Raw genomic sequence first — 18994 nt, 5'->3', positions numbered from 1 at the left:
AGTTTTGTCCTCCATACTACATTAAATAAGCAAGTACTAAGACGAGCAGGTTATCCATCTCTAAATGACATCTACTTAAAAGTATCGTAAAGTTAAGAACCGCCTTGGTACGGAACCGTATGCCGGGTGGTGTGAAAGGTCGGCTGAAGAAATAATCTTCAGCCTCCTATTCTATTAGCTCTAACTATTAAAAAATTTGTTTTACTGTATTGAAATATCTGTTTCCTTCGGATACAGCCCGGTAGAGCAATCCACCTCTTTGGTATTGAAAGCTATTTTTCACTATTACTAGAAAAGTACAGGGATTTTAATAACCTTTTTTTATCTTTACGCTACTAACCAAATACTATTTATGAAAAACAATTATTTAAAAGCTTGTGTCTTAGCAGTTTTGTTAAGCGGAAGTTCAGTTAATTATTCTTATGGACAGGATAATTTAGTAAACGCATTAAAATATAATGCTAGTGATAACAGTAAAGAATTATATGAATTTACTCCTGTTGTAGATATTGAAGCCACTAGTATAAAAAACCAAGGGTCTTCAGGGACATGTTGGAGTTACTCAGGAAATTCATTCATTGAATCTGAAATGGTTCGCATGGGTAAAAGGCCTGTAGAAATTTCGCAAATTTTTACAGCTAGAAATTCCTATATCGAAAAAGGTAAAATTTTCGTTCGTATGCATGGAGCAGTAACACTAGGAGATGGTGGTGCATTTCATGATGTATTGAATATGTATAAAAAATATGGTGCTGTACCTCAAAGTGTATATGATGGTTTAAATTATGGCACAGATATTAATAGATTTGGAGAAATGGCTGCTATTCAACAAGGAGTTTTAAAAGCAGTAATTTCTAATCCAAATGGAAAGCTTACACCAAACTGGGAAAAGGCATATACAGGAGTAATTGACGCTTATTTAGGTGAGGCACCTGAGACTTTTACTTGGGAAGGCAAAGAGTATACGCCTAGAACTTTTGCTGACCAAGTAATAGGAATAAATGCGGATGATTATGTAGAAATTGGCTCAGATTTAAACTACCCATGGTATGAAAAATTCGTTTTATTAGTACCGGATAACTGGTCTTTTGATCAAGTATATAATGTGCCGATGAATGATCTAACAAAAATTATTGATCATGCAGTTCATAATGGCTTTACCGTAGCATGGGCAGGAGATGTAAGTGAAAAATATTTTTCATGGAAAAATGGAGTAAGTTTTGTTCCAGAGAAAGACTGGGATAAAATGAGTGAGCAAGAAAGAAAGACTCTTTTTGATGGGCCTCAAAAAGAAAGAGAAGTAACACAAGAAGAACGTCAAATAGCTTTTGATAACTATACTACCACTGATGATCATGGTATGCACATTGTTGGAATAGCCAAAGATCAAAATGGGAAAGAGTATTATATCATAAAAAATTCTTGGGGAGATACAAATGACTATAAAGGTTATATGTATATGAGTAAAGAGTTTGTTAAGTATAAGACAACGGATATTTTATTGCACAAAGATGGTCTTCCCAAAGATATTGCCAAGAAATTGAAAGTATAACAAATAAATAAAAATTGCTATGGAAAAATTGACAAGTGGTATTAGTATTCTTGTAGATGCTATCTTTTCAGCTATACCTCGTATAGCTATCTCATTGGTATTGCTTTTTGCAGGATTGTATGCTGTAAAGGTACTATTGGGTGTAATATCTAGACGTTTCGAGAAAAGACAACTAGAAAAATCATTGAGGGGATTTTTGTTAAGTTCGATAAGAGTAGTCTTATATTTTTTACTTCTTATTACTGTAGCATCTACAATGGGTATACAGACCACTATTTTTACTGCTATGTTTGCTTCTGCAGGTTTGGCTATAGGTTTAGGTCTGCAAGGAAGTTTAACTAACTTTGCAGGTGGAGTATTAATTTTACTTTTTAAGCCATTTAAAGTTGGAGACTATATTGGAGCTAATGGTGGACCTGAAGGAACGGTAGAGAAAATAGATTTACTATATACTACTTTGACAAGTGCAACGGGACTGAGAATAATAAGTCCAAATGGACCATTAGCAAATACAGTTGTTACTAATTATTCTGAAATTACTTCAAGACGTTATGATTTTATTGTAGGTATTGGTTATGAATGTAATATTAAAGATGCACAAGATATAATCAAAGCAGCTTTAGCTAAAGATGTAAGTGTTTTAAAGGACCCTGCTCCTTTAGTATTTGTAACTAACCTAGCAGATAGTTCTGTAGAGTTAAACGTTAGAATCTGGACAAATAAAGCAGATTACTGGAATACTGTTTATAGAGTTCAGCAAGATGTGAAAATAGCTTTAGACAATGGAAATATCAATATCCCTTTTCCACAAAGAGAACTTCATATTTTGAGAGATCAGACAAAATAAGAAAAAAAGAGGTTGTTTTTATCATTAAAAACAACCTCTTTTTTTCTATTAAATAATATATTTTATCTAGTGTAATGGAAACAGAGATATACCTATAAAATACTCTTGAATCCTAGCAAAGTAACTATTATGAGATAAGCCTTTTTTACTCTATGATATAATTGTGATATTCATCTGCAATTTGGTCAAATAAATTTAATAATTCCGTTGGGTCATCTGTGGTTACTAATTTCATTCTGTGTGGTTTAAAACCATGGATTCCTTTGAAGTAATTAGTGTAATGTCTTCGCATTTCAACTATTCCTAGTCTTTCTCCTTTCCATTCCATAGACCAAATTAAGTGATTTTTGGCTGCATCTAACCTATCTTGAATAGTAGGTGGAGCAAGTAATTCACCTGTTTCGAAATAATGCTTGATTTCATTGAAAATCCAAGGGTAACCAATAGCTGCTCTTCCAATCATCATTCCATCTAAGCCATATCTTTCTTTGTATTCTAGAGCTTTTTGAGGGGAATCTATATCTCCGTTTCCGAAAATAGGAATCTTAATTCGAGGATTCTTTTTAATTCTTTCAATATGCGTCCAATCTGCACAACCTTTATACATTTGACATCTAGTTCTAGCATGTATAGTTAAGGCTTGTACACCTATATCTTGAAGCCTTTCGGCTACTTCATCTATATTTATAGAATCGTCATCCCAACCAAGCCGCGTTTTTACTGTAACTGGTAAGTTTGTACTATCAATAACTGCTTTAGTTAACTTAACCATTAAGTCAATGTCTTTTAAAACACCAGCTCCGGCTCCTTTAGATACCACTTTTTTTACAGGGCATCCATAGTTTATATCAACTAAGTCAGGTCTAACTGTTTCAACTATTTTCGCTGAGAGACCCATTGCTTCTTCATCTCCACCAAAAATTTGAATTCCGATTGGTCTTTCGTAATCAAAAATGTCCAGCTTCATTCTGCTCTTCATCGCATCTCTAATTAGACCTTCAGAGGAAATAAATTCAGAATACATAAGATCTGCCCCGTGCTGTTTACATAAACGACGGAATGGTGGATCACTTACATCTTCCATTGGCGCAAGAAGTAGCGGATGATCAGGAAGTTCTATATTACCGATTTTAATCATATCTGTTTGCTAAATTTGCTGCAAAAGTACGATTTTTTTGCTAGTGAACTTAATTTTGGTGTATTGTTAGTCTTTATCTAGCCGTTTTTAACACTTCTTTTTTAGTTTGCATGTTATTGGCGTTGTGCTTTTTTATGGATTAAAGTGCTTAGGTTTACTATGTTTTGGTATTCAATATCTATGGCTTGCCTCCTACTAGGATTATTTTTTCTGCTTAGTAAACCTATAATCAGGCGAATTTGTTTATTTACTAGGAGTTTTTCTAGTTTTTATTTGTATATAACGGCATTTAAAAAGGTCAATTGTTGAAACTTTGAAGTATATTTGCAAAATATAGGCTACTATTATTTCTTTGTGAAATAAGAAAATCTATCTACCTTGATGATGATAAACCTGGTTTTTATGTTTAGGCTTTAAAATCAAGTGAATCATTAATTTAAACATTGATATAACTACGAATGAAGAACATTAGAAACTTTTGTATTATTGCCCATATCGACCATGGTAAAAGTACTTTGGCGGATCGATTATTAGATGCAACACAGACAGTTACTGCGCGTGAGCAACAAAGTCAGCTTTTAGATAGTATGGATTTGGAGCGTGAACGTGGTATTACCATTAAGTCCCATGCTATTCAAATGGATTATGAATATGAAGGCGAAAAATATACCTTAAACTTAATTGATACTCCAGGGCACGTAGATTTTTCTTATGAAGTTTCTAGATCTATTGCTGCTTGTGAAGGTGCATTACTTATTGTAGATGCTGCGCAAAGTATCCAAGCTCAGACTATTTCGAACTTATATTTAGCATTAGAAAATGATTTAGTTATTATCCCTGTATTAAATAAAGTGGATTTACCTAGTGCAAACCCTGAAGAGGTTAGTGATGATATTGTAGATCTTTTAGGATGTGATTACGAGGAAATTATTCCAGCTTCTGGAAAGACTGGTTTAGGTGTTCCTGATATTTTGAAAGCTATTATAGAAAGAGTACCTGCTCCAAAAGGTAATCCAGATGAGCCGTTACAAGCTTTGATTTTCGACTCTGTTTATAACCCTTTCCGTGGGATTGAGGTAATTTTTAGAGTAATTAATGGAAAGATTACTAAAGGACAAAAAATTAAGTTCTTAGCTACTGGAAAAGAATATTTTGCAGATGAAATTGGTACATTGAAATTGAATCAAGTTCCTAAGAAAGAGATTTTGACTGGGGATGTAGGATATTTAATTAGTGGAATTAAAGAAGCTAAAGAGGTTAAAGTAGGAGATACTATAACAGATGCTAAGGAGCCGACTTCACATATGATTGCTGGTTTCGAGAATGTAAAACCTATGGTTTTTGCTGGAATTTATCCTGTAGACACAGAAGATTACGAAGAACTTCGTAATTCTATGGAAAAGCTACAGCTTAATGATGCTTCTTTAGTGTTTACAGCAGAGAGTTCAGCTGCATTAGGATTTGGATTCCGTTGTGGATTCTTAGGAATGCTGCACATGGAAATTATCCAAGAGCGTTTAGAAAGAGAGTTTAATATGACTGTAATTACTACAGTACCTAACGTTTCTTACCACGCTTATACTAAGAAGGATCCTGAGACTGCAATTATTGTAAACAACCCATCTGACTTACCAGAGCCTTCAAAACTAGATAGAGTTGAGGAGCCATATATCAAAGCTACTATCATTACTAAATCAGACTTCGTAGGACAGGTCATGAGTTTGTGTATAGACAAACGTGGTTTGATTACAAATCAAACTTATCTTACAGAGGAAAGAGTTGAATTAACTTTCGATATGCCTTTAGCAGAGATTGTATTTGACTTCTACGACCGCTTAAAAACTGTATCAAAAGGATATGCTTCTTTTGACTACTCACCAATAGGAATGAGAACTTCTAACTTAGTGAAGGTCGATGTAATGCTAAATGCAAACGTTGTGGATGCTTTATCGGCATTGATGCACGCGGATAATGCATATAGTATTGGAAAGAAAATGTGTGAGAAATTAAAAGAATTAATACCTCGTCAACAATTTGATATTCCTATTCAAGCTGCTATTGGAGTGAAAGTAATTGCTCGTGAAACAGTAAAGGCACTTCGTAAGGATGTTACTGCTAAATGTTACGGTGGAGATATTTCGCGTAAACGTAAGCTTTTAGAAAAGCAAAAAGCAGGTAAAAAACGTATGCGTCAAATTGGTAACGTTGAAATTCCACAAGAGGCATTTATGGCTGTTTTAAAATTAAATGATTAGACTTAGTTTACTAAGACTTTATATAAAAAAATAGGCTTCCCAAAACTGGGAAGCCTATTTTTTATTTAAATGGTTCGATATGATTACTCAAAGTCTGTAAATCCATATATCCAGATTGTTTCCAAAGTAATTTACCTTTTTGAAAAAGCATCAAAGTAGGGACACCTCTCATTTGGTATTTTGTGGAATAAAAAGTGGTTAATACAGTATTCTTATCTATATCTATTTTGATAATCGTAATACTGTCACCGATTTGTCTTTTTAATTGCTCTAGCACGGGTGCAAGCATTTTGCAAGGCCCACACCAAGTAGCAAAGAAGTCAACAAGAACTAACTTGTCACTCTGGATTAATTTATCAAAAGATTCCATAATTTAATTATTTTGTTGAACTACAAGAAATTGTACTTGGGCAAGGTGTGTTACTCAATGGCATAGAAGTATTTTTAATAGCTCCAAATCCACCAATTACATCTATCATATTGTGAAAACCTCTAGCCTTTAGAATAGATGCTGCAATTAACGAACGGTATCCACCTGCACAATGAATGTAAAATGGTTCAGATGTTGGAAATTGCTCTATGTAATCATTTAAGAAGTCAAGTGGTGTATGATGTAGATCCGTATAGTCTAATCTTGCAGTATTATATTCTCCTGGCTTACGTACATCAAAAATTGGCAATGGTTCAGTAAGGGTTTTTTCAGCTAATGTATTTGCATCTACTTGCGCTACACTATCTGTTTGATTACCTTCTTCTATCCAAAGGGCCAATCCATCTTTTAAGTATCCTAGGGTATTATCATAGCCTACTCTAGACAATCTTGTAATAGTTTCTTGTTCTCTTCCTTGTGGACATACTAATAAAATAGGTTGAGCAATATCTTTTATTAGAGCTCCAACCCATGGTGCAAATTGTCCATCTAATCCAATAAAGATAGAACCTGGGATATGTGATTTGGCAAAGTCAGATGCGCTTCTTACATCTAAGATAAGTGCGTTATTGGCTTCCACTGCTTCTTTAAATTCACTAGGAGTAAAGGCTTTATTATTATCGATAATAGTTTGAACGTTTTGGTAACCTTCCTTATTTAACTTCACATTCAATGGGAAATATGCAGGTGGAGGTAATAACCCATCAGTTACTTCCTTAATAAACTCCTCTTTGCTCATATCTGAGCGTAATGCGTAATTAGTTTTCTTTTGCTCTCCTAAAGTACCAATAGTTTCTTTACTCAAGTTTTTTCCACAAGCAGAACCAGCCCCATGCGCAGGGTATACTGTTAGGTGATCTGCTAAAGGCATAATTTTATTTCTTAAACTTTCAAACAGGGTTCCAGCAAGTTCTTCTTGGGTTAAATTTGCTGCTTTTTGAGCTAAATCTGGTCTCCCAACATCTCCTAGAAACAAAGTATCTCCAGTAAATATGGCAACATCCTCTGCTTTTTCATTTTTTAGTAAATAAGTAGTACTCTCCATAGTATGTCCTGGAGTGTGTAAAGCTGTAATGGTGATATCTCCTAAGTGAAATACTTCATTGTCTTTTGCAATATGTGCTTTAAATGTTGGGTTAGCGTTAGGTCCATAGATAATAGGGGCACCTGTTAGTTCTGATAAAGTAACGTGTCCACTAACAAAATCTGCATGGAAATGCGTTTCAAAAATATATTTAATCTTTGCATTATCCTTTTGAGCTTTATCAATATATTGTTGAACTTCTCTTAAAGGGTCTATAATGGCTACTTCACCATTACTTTCAATGTAATAGGCTCCTTGAGCTAGACATCCTGTATAAATTTGTTCTATTTTCATTTTATTTCTTTTATCGTTTTTGTAAAAATAAGAAGATGTTTTGGATTGTAAAGTAACTTTGTTTACATACTATAAAAACAACTCATTAATCAGTATGAAAAAAGACATGGTTAATACAAAATAACCGAATCCAGTTTTTAGTTGGCTGTCTTTTAAAAATCGGGTCAAATACATCCCTAGTAATATTCCTAGGATAGATAGTAGGCTAAAGCTTATTAAGATATCCCACTGCATCATTGCTATTTGTAGATCGGATAGAAAACCTACAAGAGATTGTATTGTAATAATAGATAAGGAGGTACCAATGGCCATTTTCATAGGAAGCTTTAAAGAAAATACCAAAATAGGAATAATTAAAAATCCGCCTCCGGCTCCAACGCTTGCAGCTATCATTCCAATTAAAGCCCCTTGGAAAATAAGCTTTAAATAGGAGCCATTGGATGCTTTACTTTGATCAACTGGTTTTGAGCTAATCATTTTTAGTGCAGCAAATAGCATTACCACAGCAAAAGCAAACATCACTAAGGTGTTTTTTTGTACCATAATGCCTAAGATATCAAACTCTGTTGGAATTAAAGGCAATAATACTACCCTAGTTAAGTAGACACTTAAGACGGAAGGAATTCCAAACCATACCACGGCTTTATAGTTGACATTGTTTTGATAAATGTTTTTTATAGCACCTATTGTAGTAGTGCTTCCAACTATAAATAAAGAATAGCTTGTTGCAATAAAGGGCTCTATCTTTAGTAAATAAACTAAGACAGGAAGAGTTAAGATGGATCCACCACTGCCTATTAAACCTAAAGATACGCCTATTAATAAAGCGCAGAAATAGGCTAAAATTGAGGTTGTATCCATATTTTATAAATTAGATGTTATTTCGATATATTTTCTATTCAAACGAATGATGTTTTTATTTTCTAATGTTTTTAATACTCTAGAAATAACTACTCTAGAAGTATTGAGTTCTTCTGCTAATTCTTGATGAGTGTTGTTAATTCTGTTACTCTTATAGATGTTAGCCTTTTCATTTAATAGCTTAAGTAGTCTTTCTTCCATATTCATAAAAGCCAGGGAGTCTATTGCTCCTAATAGTTCATGCATACGGTTATTGTAGCTGTTGAGAACAAAATTTCTCCAGCTTTTATATTTAACTAACCATTCATCCATTTTATTAACAGGAACAAGTATCATGCTGCCTGCTTTTTCTACTATAGATCTAATTTGACTTTGCTTTTGGCCAAGACAACAAGTTAGAGTCATAGCGCAAGTATCTCCTTTTTCGATATAGTATAACACTATCTCTCCTTCTTTTTGGTCTTCTCGAATGATTTTAATTGCTCCGGATATCAATATTGGAATATATTGGATATATTGACCTATATCCATAAGAGTTTCATTTTCATCGAATTCCTTATGGATAGCTATTTGGGAGAGTTCTTGTAATAAATCTGCTTCGAAAACATCTTTGAAGTTTTTGACAATAGTATCTTGCATTATTATTCTTGCTTAAGTTAAGGCTCCTAAATTAACTTATTTGATTGATAAAGACAACCTATGTAAATAAGGAAATGATCGGAGAGAATTAAAAAAAGTGTTTTTAAAAGAGAAAACTTGATGTGTTATTTTTTTAGCAGGTTTAAAAACACTCTATTAATGTGGTAATTTTTTTTGAATTAAGCCATATAGCCATGTACCTAGTAAAGCACCAATAATTGCGATAAGTATAGGAGAGAATCCTGCTCCTAATAATGCAAACATCGGCCCTGGACAAGCCCCAGCTAATGCCCATCCTAATCCAAAAAGAATACCTCCTAATAGATATCTTGGAATACTTTTGGTTTTAGGGTGAAATACAATAGGGTTATTACTAAAGTCTTTTACTTTGTATTTTTTTATTATAAGTGTAGCAATTACAGATATACTTAATGCTGTTCCTATAATTCCATACATATGAAAACTTTCAAATTGAAACATTTCATAAATTCTGTACCAAGATGCTGCTCCAGATTTAAACATTCCTATTCCAAAGAAAATTCCCAATAAGAGATATGCTGTTTTTTTCATTTTTTAGGTTTAAAAGATTAAAGGAAATAGTAGATGTACCATAATTAAGCCACCAATAAAGAAGCCTATAACTGCGATAAGCGATGGCAGTTGAAAATTACTCAACCCAGAGATAGCATGTCCAGAAGTACATCCACCTGCATATCTAGATCCAAAACCTACTAAAAGCCCGGAAATAAGTAAAATTATAATGGATTTAGGGTCCTGCCAAGCCTCAGAGGAAAATAATTCTTGTGGGACATAAGTGGAACCAGGATCAGAAAATCCAAGGGATTCTAATTTTTGTATCGTAGTTTGGGAGATAGGTACAGGACTTTGGTCTATACTTAGGTAGTGATAACTTATAAAACCTCCGATAATTGTTCCCACTAAAAACAATAAATTCCAAGACTGTGCTTTCCAGTCTATTTTAAAAAAATCAGAAGTTTCTCCCGCCCCCATCATAGAGCACATGGTTCGTAAATTAGAAGAAAAGCCAAAAGATTTTCCCATTAGTAATAACAAAATCAAAGTAGTTGCTATGAAAATCCCTCCAATATACCATGGCCAAGGTTCATATATCCAGTTCATATTAAATAGATTAAGAATTAAATGGCAAATTTCCTTATTTTTTCCTAGAATCTAAGTAACATGTGCTACATTGGGGAAAGTATTTTTCTTAATCCTTAAGAAGTTGATAGTTATTTAGTAGTTTTAGCTTCTATTAAAACCAATAAAAGACAAAAATGAATCAGAATAAAAAACATAAAGTTGTATTTCAGTTTAATACTAACACTATTTTAGAGCAAAAAGCCTTGTTAACCTACGTAAACAATGTGAAGAAGCATTGGGAGGATGAAGTAGAAATTAATGTTGTGGTACACGGGCCAGGTATAGATATGCTATTAGTAAACAAAACGATGGTAGGAGAATCCCTAGGGAATGTAATGAAAAGAGGTATTGTTTTTTATGCATGCGAAAATACACTTGAGGCTCGCAAAATATCTAAGGAAAATATTATTCAAGGAGTAGAGTTTGTCAAGTCAGGTCTAGTGACAATTATTGAACGACAGGAAGATGGTTGGGCTTATATCAAATGTAATTTATAACATTTTGTAGGTGTTTCGATTGATTGATTAAAAAACTAATTAATTTTGTAATCTAAGTTTTTTAAAAAAATACTTTTCATGATAATAGATGTTTCTTCGTTTTGCCAATATTTAGATGCTAAAGCCAATGGAATTGGTTCTGAAGACCAAATTGTGGTAGATACTATTTCAGTAGATAGTAGGAGTCTTATACACAATAAAAACACCTTATTCTTCGCTTTAGAAGGACAAAACCACGATGGACATTTGTTTATTGAGCAATTAATTCAAAAGGGAGTTAGGTATTTTGTTGTATCTACTACTTATAAGATGTCACCTCCTAAAGGAGTGGTGTTTTTTATGGTAAGCAATACCTTAAACGCATTGCAAAAGTTTGCCCAATTCCATAGAGGGAAATTTAGTTATCCTGTAATTGGTATCACCGGAAGTAAAGGGAAAACCGTAGTAAAAGAATGGTTGAACTTTCTCTTAGAAGATCAATTTAATATTATTAAGAGTCCTAAAAGTTACAATTCTCAAACAGGGGTTCCATTGTCTGTTTTGTACATGGAATCCCATCATAATCTTGCTATTTTCGAAGCTGGTATTTCCCAAGTAAAAGAGATGGAAAATCTTCAAAAGATTATCCAACCAACCATTGGTATTTTAACCAATATAACCAATGAACATCAAGAGGGATTTACAAGCGAAGAGCAAAAACTTAAAGAGAAATTATTACTTTTTAAAAACAGTGATATAATACTTGCTAAGCAAGATCCTAAATTGGACAAGTTACTAGGGGGTAAAAAATATTTAACCTATAGTTTAACTGATAGCTCAGCATGGTTATTTGCTGAAGTGAAAAGTAATAAGTTAGAGCTAGAATGTAAAGATGGGACTACCTTTTTTGTGGATTTGCCATTTAGTTCCGTAGAAGATATTGACAATATTCTCTTGTGTATACTAACAATGCTCCATTTAGGGTACACTATCTTGAGCATACAAGAGAGAATCCCTTTACTTTTCCCTGTAGAATTAAGATTGCAACTTTTAAACGGTTCTAATTCTTGTACCTTAATTGAAGATGTATATAATGCAGAATATGCTTCATTAGTGATAGGTCTAGATTTTATGGAGAAACATAAATCTAGTGGACAGAAAACGGTTATTTTATCGGATATAATCAAAAACGGTTATGACAATAAGACGGTTTATACTTTAGTAAATCAACTCTTGAAAGACAATAAGGTTACCCGTTTAATTGGTATTGGTCCACAAATAAGTAAGCACTTATTTTCTCTACCAAATACATGGCTTTTTGAATCTACTGATGAGTTTCTAGCAAAGGTTTCCTTGGAAGACTTTCAACAAGAGACCATATTAATTAAAGGAGCAAGAGCATTTCGCTTCGATAAGATTGTGGCTTTACTAGAAAAAAAGACACATGAAACAGTATTAGAGGTTAATTTAACTGCTATACGACATAATCTGAATTTTTATCGATCTAAGTTATCCAGTAATACAAAGATTATGGTAATGGTAAAAGCCTTTGGTTATGGTAATGGTAGTTATGAAATAGCAAAGCTTTTATCCCATGAGAAGGTAGATTATCTAGGTGTTGCTTATACCGATGAAGGAATTGAATTAAGAAAGTCAGGGGTGAAGACTAAGATCATGGTAATGAACCCCGAACAGAGTTCCTTTAATGCTATGTTAGCTTATGATTTAGAACCTGAAATATATAGTGTCCATGAGTTGAAAGCTTTTTTAAAAATAGCTAGGTCTAAAAATGCATTTCAATATCCGATTCATATTAAGCTAGATACAGGAATGCATCGTCATGGATTTTTAACCCATGAAATTCCAGAATTAATAGATGTACTTCAAAAGACAAATATTGTGGAGGTAAAAAGCATTTTTTCTCATTTATCTAGTAGTGATATGCCAGAGTATAGAGATTTTACACTCGATCAAATTAAAACTTTTGAAAAAGATAGTTTGTTTCTATCTCAAAGTCTAGGTATTAAACCAATAAGACACATTTTAAATACCTCTGGTATTTATAATTTTCCAGAATATCAATTGGATATGGTTAGAATAGGTATAGGTCTTTACGGAGTGGGAAATGATCCAAAAGAAATGGAGCAATTACAAAATGTAAGTACCTTAAAAACCAAGATAATGCAAATTAAAACTTTGGATGAAGATCAAAGTATAGGTTATGGCCGTATGTATCGAACTAGGCAAAAGGTACGTATCGCTACTATTCCAATTGGATATGCCGATGGTATACACCGTTCTTGGGGTAATGAAAAAGGCTATGTTATTATCAATAACCAAAAAGCTACTATAGTAGGATCGATTTGTATGGATATGCTAATGGTAGATGTGACAGATATTCCATGTAACCAAGGTGACACAGTTATTATTTTTGGGAAAGAGCTTCCAGTCACCTATATAGCCAAGACAATTAACACTATTGCCTATGAAATTTTAACTAGCATAGCGCAAAGAGTAAAAAGAATATTTTTTGAAGAGTAAATTAGTTATATTTTTGCAGTACAAATATGAAAAAAAATAAAAGTTATGGGATTTATTAAGGAATTTAAGGAATTCGCTGTTAAGGGGAATGTAATGGACCTTGCAGTAGGGGTGATCATTGGTGGTGCTTTTGGTAAAATTGTTACTAGTGCTGTTAATGATGTAATTATGCCATTAGTATCTGCTATTATTGGAACACCTGATTTCTCTAACCTTTACGTTGTATTAAAAGGTAGAGATGCTGTAACTGCTGGGGCAACTTTAGTAGACGCTAGAGCAGTAGATGGAGCTGTTATCTTCGCTTATGGTAATTTTATTACTGAAGTAATTAGTTTCTTATTATTAGCTTTAGTAGTATTTATTTTAGTAAAAGGAGTGAATAAACTTCGTGAAGCAGAAAGTAAACTATTGCAGAAGAAAGAAGCTGAAGAGGCTGCACAGGAAGAAGTGGTAACTCCAGAGCAACCAAAAGGTCCAACACAAGAGGAACTTTTAGAGCAAATTAGAGATTTGTTAAAAAACAAACAATAATTACCAATACAATAAAAGCCACATCATTGATGTGGCTTTTATTTTTATAGTATGTTTGCCATAGTTTTATTAAATTTAATATATGCCTTTATTTAAAACCATCCTAACCCCCCACAGTAAAGTACTGATTTGGAAAATAGAAGAAACTATGGATCAACTCCTAGATGGGATTGAGCTAAAGGAAAGTAGTTTAGATAGAGTTAATAGTATGAAGTCTAGTATACACCAAAGAGGATTTCTTAGTGTTCGCCACTTATTGAAACATGCTGGTTATACGGATTTAGATTTGGCTTATGAATCATGTGGGCGTCCTTATTTACAAGATTCTTCTTATATCTCTATAACGCATTCCTTTGAGTTTGCCGCAATAATAATTAGTCAACAAAACGTTGGTATTGATATTGAGAAGAAAAGAGATAAAATTATAAAAATCTCTACTAAGTTTTGCAATATACAGGAGCTAGATGCTGTTACTAAAGAAAAAGATTCCATTGAAGCACTTACCCAAATATGGTGTGCTAAAGAAGCTATGTTCAAGATGTGTAAAAGTAGAAGCCTTAGTTTTAAGGACCATATGGAAGTTGACTTAAAAGGAGATTCTTGGGTAAGTAAAGATGAGTTTGAGTGCGAATTCCAGTATTATAAGGAAGACTTACAGGATTTTATGTTGGTTTACGCCTTTGAAAAAAAAGCGGAAAATTAAAATTAATTGTTATTTTTGTGAAAAGTAAAAAGATAAAAAATGAAAATGGAAAATAATTTAGGGTATGCAACGCCCGTAGCAAATGAGTCTGATATTGTAAAGGCTCAGTTTTATAAAAAGACCTATGCTAATTTAGCTGGAGGTGTTTTAGTATTTATACTTTTTGAAGCTATACTATTAAATACTCCTGTGGTTGTAAATGCAATGCTTAGTTTATTAGGGCAAGGAAATTTTGCTTGGTTACTATTAATTGGTGGATTTATGGCTGTAACTTGGTTTGCTCAGAGTTTAGTTTATAAAACTGCTAATAAACCACAGCAATACGCTGGTTTTGCACTGTATATTTTAGCTGAAGCACTTATTTTTGTACCAATTTTATATGTAGCAATGCATATGACAGGGGATATGTCTTTAATTGTACAAGCTGGAGTTTTAACCTTAGCTCTTTTTGGAGGGTTAACTGGAGTTGTTTTTGGGTCTAATGCGGATTTTTCTTTCTTGCGTTCTATTCTAACAATCGGTTTTTTCCTTGCATTAGGAGTGATTGTAGCTGGTATGTTATTTGGATTTAACTTAGGATTATGGTTCTCTTTTGCGATGGTAGCATTAGCCTCAGGTTCTATTTTATATAATACATGGCAAATTAAAAATGAGTTCTCTGCTGATCAGTATTTACCTGCATCATTGAGCTTATTTGCCTCTTTAATGTTATTATTCTGGTATATTCTACGTATTTTAATGAGTAGAAATAACTAATTCTAGATTAACGATTTAATACTAGCCGTACTTAACATAAGTACGGCTTTTTTTATAAAATATAAGAAAGTTATGTTTGAGTTTTTCTTCGGTTCCTATAAGGACACCTCTATTGTAGACTTGATTCTTGAAATAATAGTGTTTGTTTTTGGAATATTGAGTGTTTGGTATGCTAAAAAAGAAAATTTATTGGTTTTTCCAACTGGTATTCTCGCTACTATTATATCGGTGTATTTGCTCTATAAAGCAGGTTACTTTGGAGATATGATTCTCAATGCATATTATTCCATTATGAGTGTTTACGGCTGGTATATGTGGACTAGAAAAAATAATAGGGTTGATTTGGTTCAAATTAGCCGTACTAATGGTAGAGAAAAACTAATAGGGCTTGGACTTTTTTGTATAACGGTTATATTCGTTTATATCATTTACCAAGTATTTAACCCTGTATTAGAATTCGTGAATTATGTAGATTTATTTACTTCTGGAATATTTTTTACTGCAATGTATTATATGGCACTTAAGAAAATTGAAAATTGGGTACTATGGTTAATCGGTAATTTAATATCTATTCCCTTATATGCCTATAGAGGTTTAGGGATAATTGCTTGCCAATTTATTATTTTTACTTTTATGGTAATTATAGCTTATATTTCGTGGTATAAAATATTAAATCAGCAACAAAAAAACATTCAAAATGGATAAAGATTTATTATATAAGGAATTGTCTTTTAAAGCGGTAAGAAGTGGGGGAGCAGGGGGTCAGCATGTAAATAAAGTATCTTCAAAAGTGGTGTTGTTCTTTGATATAGAACAAAGTAAAGTTTTAAATGAACAACAAAAAAGCCTAGTTAAAAGTAAACTATCTAGTAGAATTAATAAAGAAGGGATACTAGTTTTAGAATCGGATAAGACCAGAAGTCAAATCAAAAATAAGGAGATTGCTTTTTATAGATTACTGTTAATTATTCAAGGAGCTTTAGTGGAAGATAAACCGCGAAAGGATACTAAAATACCCTATTCAAAACTTATAAAACGCAAAGAGAATAAAGTTCGAAATTCTCAAAAGAAAGAACTAAGAAAGAAAATCAGGTAAGCTAGAAGAATTTAAGAGTAAAAAAATATTTTTTTGCTTTGATTTTGAAATTAACTTTTCCTGAGTAACTTTGTGCCATAAATCTCAAAGGGGTGCCCTATCGGGCTGAGATCATACCCATAGAACCTGGGCGGGTAATGCTGCCAAGGGAAACAATATAGACTATGTTCTTATAGTTCTATTGTGGAAAAGTGTAATTATTAATTTTTAAAAAAGATAATTGCCCCTTTTATTTGTAATTTTTTTACGAATGAAAAACAAAATTATTCATCCGATTTTAGCGTGTGTTTTGGCTTTAGGAGCAACAAGTGTAGCTCTAGCCCAAGACAATTTGACCAAGCAAAAGGACTCTATTACTCAAAGTGTATTAGATGAAATCGTTTTATCTGCTATTGTAGCTACTGATAAAACCCCAGTTGCTTTCGAGAATCTTAGTAAAAAGCAATTAGCAACCAAGAACTTAGGGCAAGATCTTCCTACAATGATGGCTATGATGACCTCGGTAGTTACTACAACAGATGCTGGTAATGGTGTTGGTTATTCTAGCTTTAGAGTAAGAGGTAGTGATGCAACAAGGGTAAATGTAACCCTTAATGGAATTCCTTACAATGACAGTGAATCTCAAGGGTCATTTTGGGTAAATATGCCAGATTTTACCTCTTCTGTACAGAACTTGCAGTTGCAAAGGGGAGTAGGGACTTCTACTAATGGTGCGGCGGCTTTTGGGGCCAGCTTAAATCTTCAAACAGACAATTATTCCTATGATCCTAAAGGAGAGGTTTCTACTTCTTTTGGTAGTTATAACACTCATAAATACACCGTTAAACTTAGTAGTGGTTTAATAGATAATAAGTTCGAAATATCAGGACGATTATCCGATATTAAATCTGATGGTTATGTGGATAGAGCAAGTTCTGATTTGAAAAGTTATTATTTACAAGGGGTTTATGTTGGTAATACTACTTTGTTAAAAGCCATTACTTTTGGAGGTAAACAAAAGACATACCAAGCTTGGAATGGTGTAGATAAAGAGCAAATGGAACTGTATGGACGCCGATTTAACACATCAGGTATGTATTTTGATGACGATGGTAAAATGCAATTCTACGATAATGAAACGGATAACTATACGCAAGACCATTATCAGTTACATTGGACGGAAAAATGGTCAGATAATTGGTCAAGTAACCTTTCCTTACACTATACAAAAGGAAATGGGTATTTTGAGAACTATAAGATGAATGACAAATTACAAAACTATGGCTTACCAATCGTTAATGTGGAGGATAAACAAATTAGTAGAAGTGATATCATTCGTACAAAGAGCTTAAATAACCATTTTTATGGAACTGTATTTAACGTGAATTATACCAAAGATAAGGTTAACCTTATTTTGGGGGGTGCAGTAAATAAATACCAAGGTGATCATTATGGTAATATTTTATGGGTTAAGCAGCCAGTTGATTTTATGTATAATCAAGAATATTACCGCAATGAATCTACTAAAGTAGATATGAGTTTTTTCTCTAAATTAAACTACCAATTCAATGAGCAATTTAGTCTTTATGTGGATCTTCAATATCGCCAAGTACATTATAAAGCAAATGCTATAGAAACTGGATTAGTAGATGACACTTTTGGTTTCTTCAATCCAAAGGCAGGTCTTATCTATGATGTCAACTCTAACAATCAACTTTACTTTTCTTATGCTAGAGCAAGTAGGGAACCAAGTAGAAATGACTATGAGGGTCTAGGTAAACCTAAAGCAGAAAAATTAGATGATTATGAATTAGGATGGAGATTCAAAAGTGAAAGAGCAAGTGTAAATGTAAACGCTTACTTGATGAATTATAAAGATCAATTAGTTTTAACAGGTGAACTTAACGACACTGGAGCCTCTTTAAGAGCTAATAGTGGTAGCAGTTACCGTTTAGGCTTGGAAGTGGACGCAAATCTATTTATTGTGGACAAGCTAATTTGGAGTCCAAGTGTTAGTTTAAGTACAAATAGGAATAGAAATTACAAGGCTTTATGGCTGGGAGAGCAAAAGGATTTTGGTAATACAGCAATTGCCTTTTCACCAGATTTTATAGCCTCTAGTACTTTAAGCTATTTACCTTTAAAAGGGATGTCTGTTTCTTTATTGACTAGATATGTTTCTTCACAGTATATGTCTAATTTAGAGAATGAGAATTCTAAATTAAATTCTTATTTTGTAAATGATTTAAATATCAGCTATACATTGGATGTAAACTCTTGGCTTAAAAGTGTGGAGTTCTCTTTATTGGCCAACAACCTTTTTAATGTGAAATATATTTCAAATGGTTATTATTGGTCGGATTTTGATGGGACCTCTATGATAGATGGTGCTGGGTACTATCCGCAAGCGGAATTTAATATTTTAGCAGGTGTTACCTTTAAGTTTTAAATAAGAAAAGGGGCTGTCTCTAAAGAAAAAGAGACAGCCCTATTTTTTTGCATTTTACTTCTGTGTGATTTTCGGTATTTTTCTAAATATGCGAAGCTCAGACATTGGAAAAATATATTTTCGGTATTTTGGTGTAAAAAGAGGCATTTTATGCCACTCTTTTTCTAATATTCTGTGCGATTGCCAATAATCCGAACTCTAA

The 18994-nt window shown here is 33.0% G+C and carries 18 protein-coding genes; 11 read left to right on the top strand and 7 right to left on the bottom strand.

The genetic code is table 11. The features are described from left to right. Positions 1-352 precede the first annotated feature (352 nt). Both ACYSNX_RS11580 and ACYSNX_RS11575 read left to right on the top strand, forming a co-directional pair. On the top strand, positions 353-1552 hold the full coding sequence (locus tag ACYSNX_RS11580; RefSeq protein ID WP_461754831.1) for a C1 family peptidase: 1200 nt from the start codon (positions 353-355) through the stop codon (positions 1550-1552). Between the two features lie 19 nt (positions 1553-1571). Further along, positions 1572-2399: a mechanosensitive ion channel family protein gene (locus ACYSNX_RS11575; RefSeq protein ID WP_461754830.1), complete on the top strand. Its 828-nt coding sequence runs from the start codon at positions 1572-1574 to the stop codon at positions 2397-2399. Positions 2400-2544: 145 nt separating this feature from the next. Here the strand turns inward: ACYSNX_RS11575 and dusB are convergent, their stop codons facing one another. After that, positions 2545-3537, bottom strand: a complete 993-nt coding sequence (gene dusB, locus ACYSNX_RS11570) for a tRNA dihydrouridine synthase DusB (protein WP_461754829.1) — start codon at positions 3535-3537, stop codon at positions 2545-2547. Positions 3538-3995: 458 nt separating this feature from the next. Between dusB and lepA the strand changes: the two genes are divergently transcribed. Continuing rightward, the gene (gene lepA / locus ACYSNX_RS11565; RefSeq protein WP_461754828.1) at positions 3996-5792 is read left to right on the top strand and encodes a translation elongation factor 4; all 1797 of its coding nucleotides are present in this window, start codon (positions 3996-3998) and stop codon (positions 5790-5792) included. A 61-nt stretch (positions 5793-5853) separates the two neighbouring features. On the opposite strand, the gene trxA is transcribed toward lepA, so the two are convergent. The 6 genes from trxA to ACYSNX_RS11535 form a co-directional block, all read right to left on the bottom strand. Next, the gene (trxA, locus tag ACYSNX_RS11560; RefSeq protein WP_461754827.1) at positions 5854-6162 is read right to left on the bottom strand and encodes a thioredoxin; all 309 of its coding nucleotides are present in this window, start codon (positions 6160-6162) and stop codon (positions 5854-5856) included. Positions 6163-6169: 7 nt separating this feature from the next. Continuing rightward, positions 6170-7600, bottom strand: a complete 1431-nt coding sequence (locus ACYSNX_RS11555; protein ID WP_461754826.1) for an MBL fold metallo-hydrolase — start codon at positions 7598-7600, stop codon at positions 6170-6172. A 69-nt stretch (positions 7601-7669) separates the two neighbouring features. After that, positions 7670-8461 (bottom strand): sulfite exporter TauE/SafE family protein, encoded by a 792-nt coding sequence (locus tag ACYSNX_RS11550; RefSeq protein WP_461754825.1) that lies wholly within the window; start codon positions 8459-8461, stop codon positions 7670-7672. 3 nt (positions 8462-8464) lie between these two features. Continuing rightward, positions 8465-9100 (bottom strand): Crp/Fnr family transcriptional regulator, encoded by a 636-nt coding sequence (locus tag ACYSNX_RS11545; RefSeq protein ID WP_461754824.1) that lies wholly within the window; start codon positions 9098-9100, stop codon positions 8465-8467. Positions 9101-9256: 156 nt separating this feature from the next. After that, positions 9257-9670, bottom strand: coding sequence for a DUF6691 family protein (locus ACYSNX_RS11540; RefSeq protein ID WP_461754823.1), 414 nt, complete (start codon positions 9668-9670; stop codon positions 9257-9259). A 9-nt stretch (positions 9671-9679) separates the two neighbouring features. After that, positions 9680-10240, bottom strand: a complete 561-nt coding sequence (locus tag ACYSNX_RS11535; RefSeq protein WP_461754822.1) for a YeeE/YedE family protein — start codon at positions 10238-10240, stop codon at positions 9680-9682. Positions 10241-10395: 155 nt separating this feature from the next. Between ACYSNX_RS11535 and ACYSNX_RS11530 the strand changes: the two genes are divergently transcribed. The 8 genes from ACYSNX_RS11530 to ACYSNX_RS11495 all read left to right on the top strand — a co-directional run bounded on the left by ACYSNX_RS11530 (position 10396) and on the right by ACYSNX_RS11495 (position 18792). Beyond that, a complete protein-coding gene (locus tag ACYSNX_RS11530; RefSeq protein ID WP_461754821.1) occupies positions 10396-10758 on the top strand; it encodes a DsrE family protein in 363 nt (120 codons plus the stop codon). A 78-nt stretch (positions 10759-10836) separates the two neighbouring features. After that, on the top strand, positions 10837-13278 hold the full coding sequence (locus tag ACYSNX_RS11525) for a bifunctional UDP-N-acetylmuramoyl-tripeptide:D-alanyl-D-alanine ligase/alanine racemase (protein WP_461754820.1): 2442 nt from the start codon (positions 10837-10839) through the stop codon (positions 13276-13278). A gap of 45 nt (positions 13279-13323) precedes the next feature. Next, positions 13324-13809 carry a large conductance mechanosensitive channel protein MscL gene (mscL, locus tag ACYSNX_RS11520; RefSeq protein ID WP_461754819.1) on the top strand — a complete coding sequence of 162 codons (486 nt, stop codon included), beginning with the start codon at positions 13324-13326 and terminating at the stop codon, positions 13807-13809. Between the two features lie 148 nt (positions 13810-13957). Then, positions 13958-14512, top strand: coding sequence for a 4'-phosphopantetheinyl transferase family protein (locus ACYSNX_RS11515; RefSeq protein WP_461754818.1), 555 nt, complete (start codon positions 13958-13960; stop codon positions 14510-14512). A gap of 45 nt (positions 14513-14557) precedes the next feature. Next, entirely contained in the window at positions 14558-15268 is a 711-nt protein-coding gene (locus ACYSNX_RS11510) for a Bax inhibitor-1/YccA family protein (RefSeq protein WP_461754817.1), read from the top strand. A gap of 72 nt (positions 15269-15340) precedes the next feature. After that, positions 15341-15973 (top strand): nicotinamide riboside transporter PnuC, encoded by a 633-nt coding sequence (pnuC, locus tag ACYSNX_RS11505; protein WP_461754816.1) that lies wholly within the window; start codon positions 15341-15343, stop codon positions 15971-15973. Further along, complete coding sequence (gene arfB, locus ACYSNX_RS11500) at positions 15966-16364, top strand: alternative ribosome rescue aminoacyl-tRNA hydrolase ArfB (protein WP_461754815.1); 399 nt, start codon at positions 15966-15968, stop codon at positions 16362-16364. Before pnuC ends, arfB begins: the two co-directional genes overlap by 8 nt. Before the next feature lie 250 nt (positions 16365-16614). After that, positions 16615-18792, top strand: a complete 2178-nt coding sequence (locus ACYSNX_RS11495) for a TonB-dependent receptor (RefSeq protein ID WP_461754814.1) — start codon at positions 16615-16617, stop codon at positions 18790-18792. The last annotated feature ends 202 nt before the right edge of the window (positions 18793-18994 follow it).

Source organism: Myroides sp. LJL115 (assembly GCF_054871665.1).
The sequence above is the reverse complement of the archived record's forward strand: the minus strand, read 5'-3'. Positions and strand labels throughout refer to the sequence as shown.

What these genes read in the sequence shown, in the direction of transcription:
- ACYSNX_RS11525 (WP_461754820.1), top strand. Translation starts at nt 10,837, where the DNA reads ATGATAATAGATGTTTCTTCGTTTTGCCAATATTTAGATGCTAAAGCC.
- ACYSNX_RS11575 (WP_461754830.1), top strand. Translation starts at nt 1,572, where the DNA reads ATGGAAAAATTGACAAGTGGTATTAGTATTCTTGTAGATGCTATCTTT.
- ACYSNX_RS11530 (WP_461754821.1), top strand. Translation starts at nt 10,396, where the DNA reads ATGAATCAGAATAAAAAACATAAAGTTGTATTTCAGTTTAATACTAAC.
- ACYSNX_RS11545 (WP_461754824.1), bottom strand. Translation starts at nt 9,100, where the DNA reads ATGCAAGATACTATTGTCAAAAACTTCAAAGATGTTTTCGAAGCAGAT.
- ACYSNX_RS11515 (WP_461754818.1), top strand. Translation starts at nt 13,958, where the DNA reads ATGGATCAACTCCTAGATGGGATTGAGCTAAAGGAAAGTAGTTTAGAT.
- arfB (WP_461754815.1), top strand. Translation starts at nt 15,966, where the DNA reads ATGGATAAAGATTTATTATATAAGGAATTGTCTTTTAAAGCGGTAAGA.
- ACYSNX_RS11580 (WP_461754831.1), top strand. Translation starts at nt 353, where the DNA reads ATGAAAAACAATTATTTAAAAGCTTGTGTCTTAGCAGTTTTGTTAAGC.
- lepA (WP_461754828.1), top strand. Translation starts at nt 3,996, where the DNA reads ATGAAGAACATTAGAAACTTTTGTATTATTGCCCATATCGACCATGGT.
- ACYSNX_RS11535 (WP_461754822.1), bottom strand. Translation starts at nt 10,240, where the DNA reads ATGAACTGGATATATGAACCTTGGCCATGGTATATTGGAGGGATTTTC.
- ACYSNX_RS11495 (WP_461754814.1), top strand. Translation starts at nt 16,615, where the DNA reads ATGAAAAACAAAATTATTCATCCGATTTTAGCGTGTGTTTTGGCTTTA.
- trxA (WP_461754827.1), bottom strand. Translation starts at nt 6,162, where the DNA reads ATGGAATCTTTTGATAAATTAATCCAGAGTGACAAGTTAGTTCTTGTT.
- ACYSNX_RS11540 (WP_461754823.1), bottom strand. Translation starts at nt 9,670, where the DNA reads ATGAAAAAAACAGCATATCTCTTATTGGGAATTTTCTTTGGAATAGGA.
- ACYSNX_RS11510 (WP_461754817.1), top strand. Translation starts at nt 14,558, where the DNA reads ATGGAAAATAATTTAGGGTATGCAACGCCCGTAGCAAATGAGTCTGAT.
- ACYSNX_RS11550 (WP_461754825.1), bottom strand. Translation starts at nt 8,461, where the DNA reads ATGGATACAACCTCAATTTTAGCCTATTTCTGCGCTTTATTAATAGGC.
- pnuC (WP_461754816.1), top strand. Translation starts at nt 15,341, where the DNA reads ATGTTTGAGTTTTTCTTCGGTTCCTATAAGGACACCTCTATTGTAGAC.
- mscL (WP_461754819.1), top strand. Translation starts at nt 13,324, where the DNA reads ATGGGATTTATTAAGGAATTTAAGGAATTCGCTGTTAAGGGGAATGTA.
- dusB (WP_461754829.1), bottom strand. Translation starts at nt 3,537, where the DNA reads ATGATTAAAATCGGTAATATAGAACTTCCTGATCATCCGCTACTTCTT.
- ACYSNX_RS11555 (WP_461754826.1), bottom strand. Translation starts at nt 7,600, where the DNA reads ATGAAAATAGAACAAATTTATACAGGATGTCTAGCTCAAGGAGCCTAT.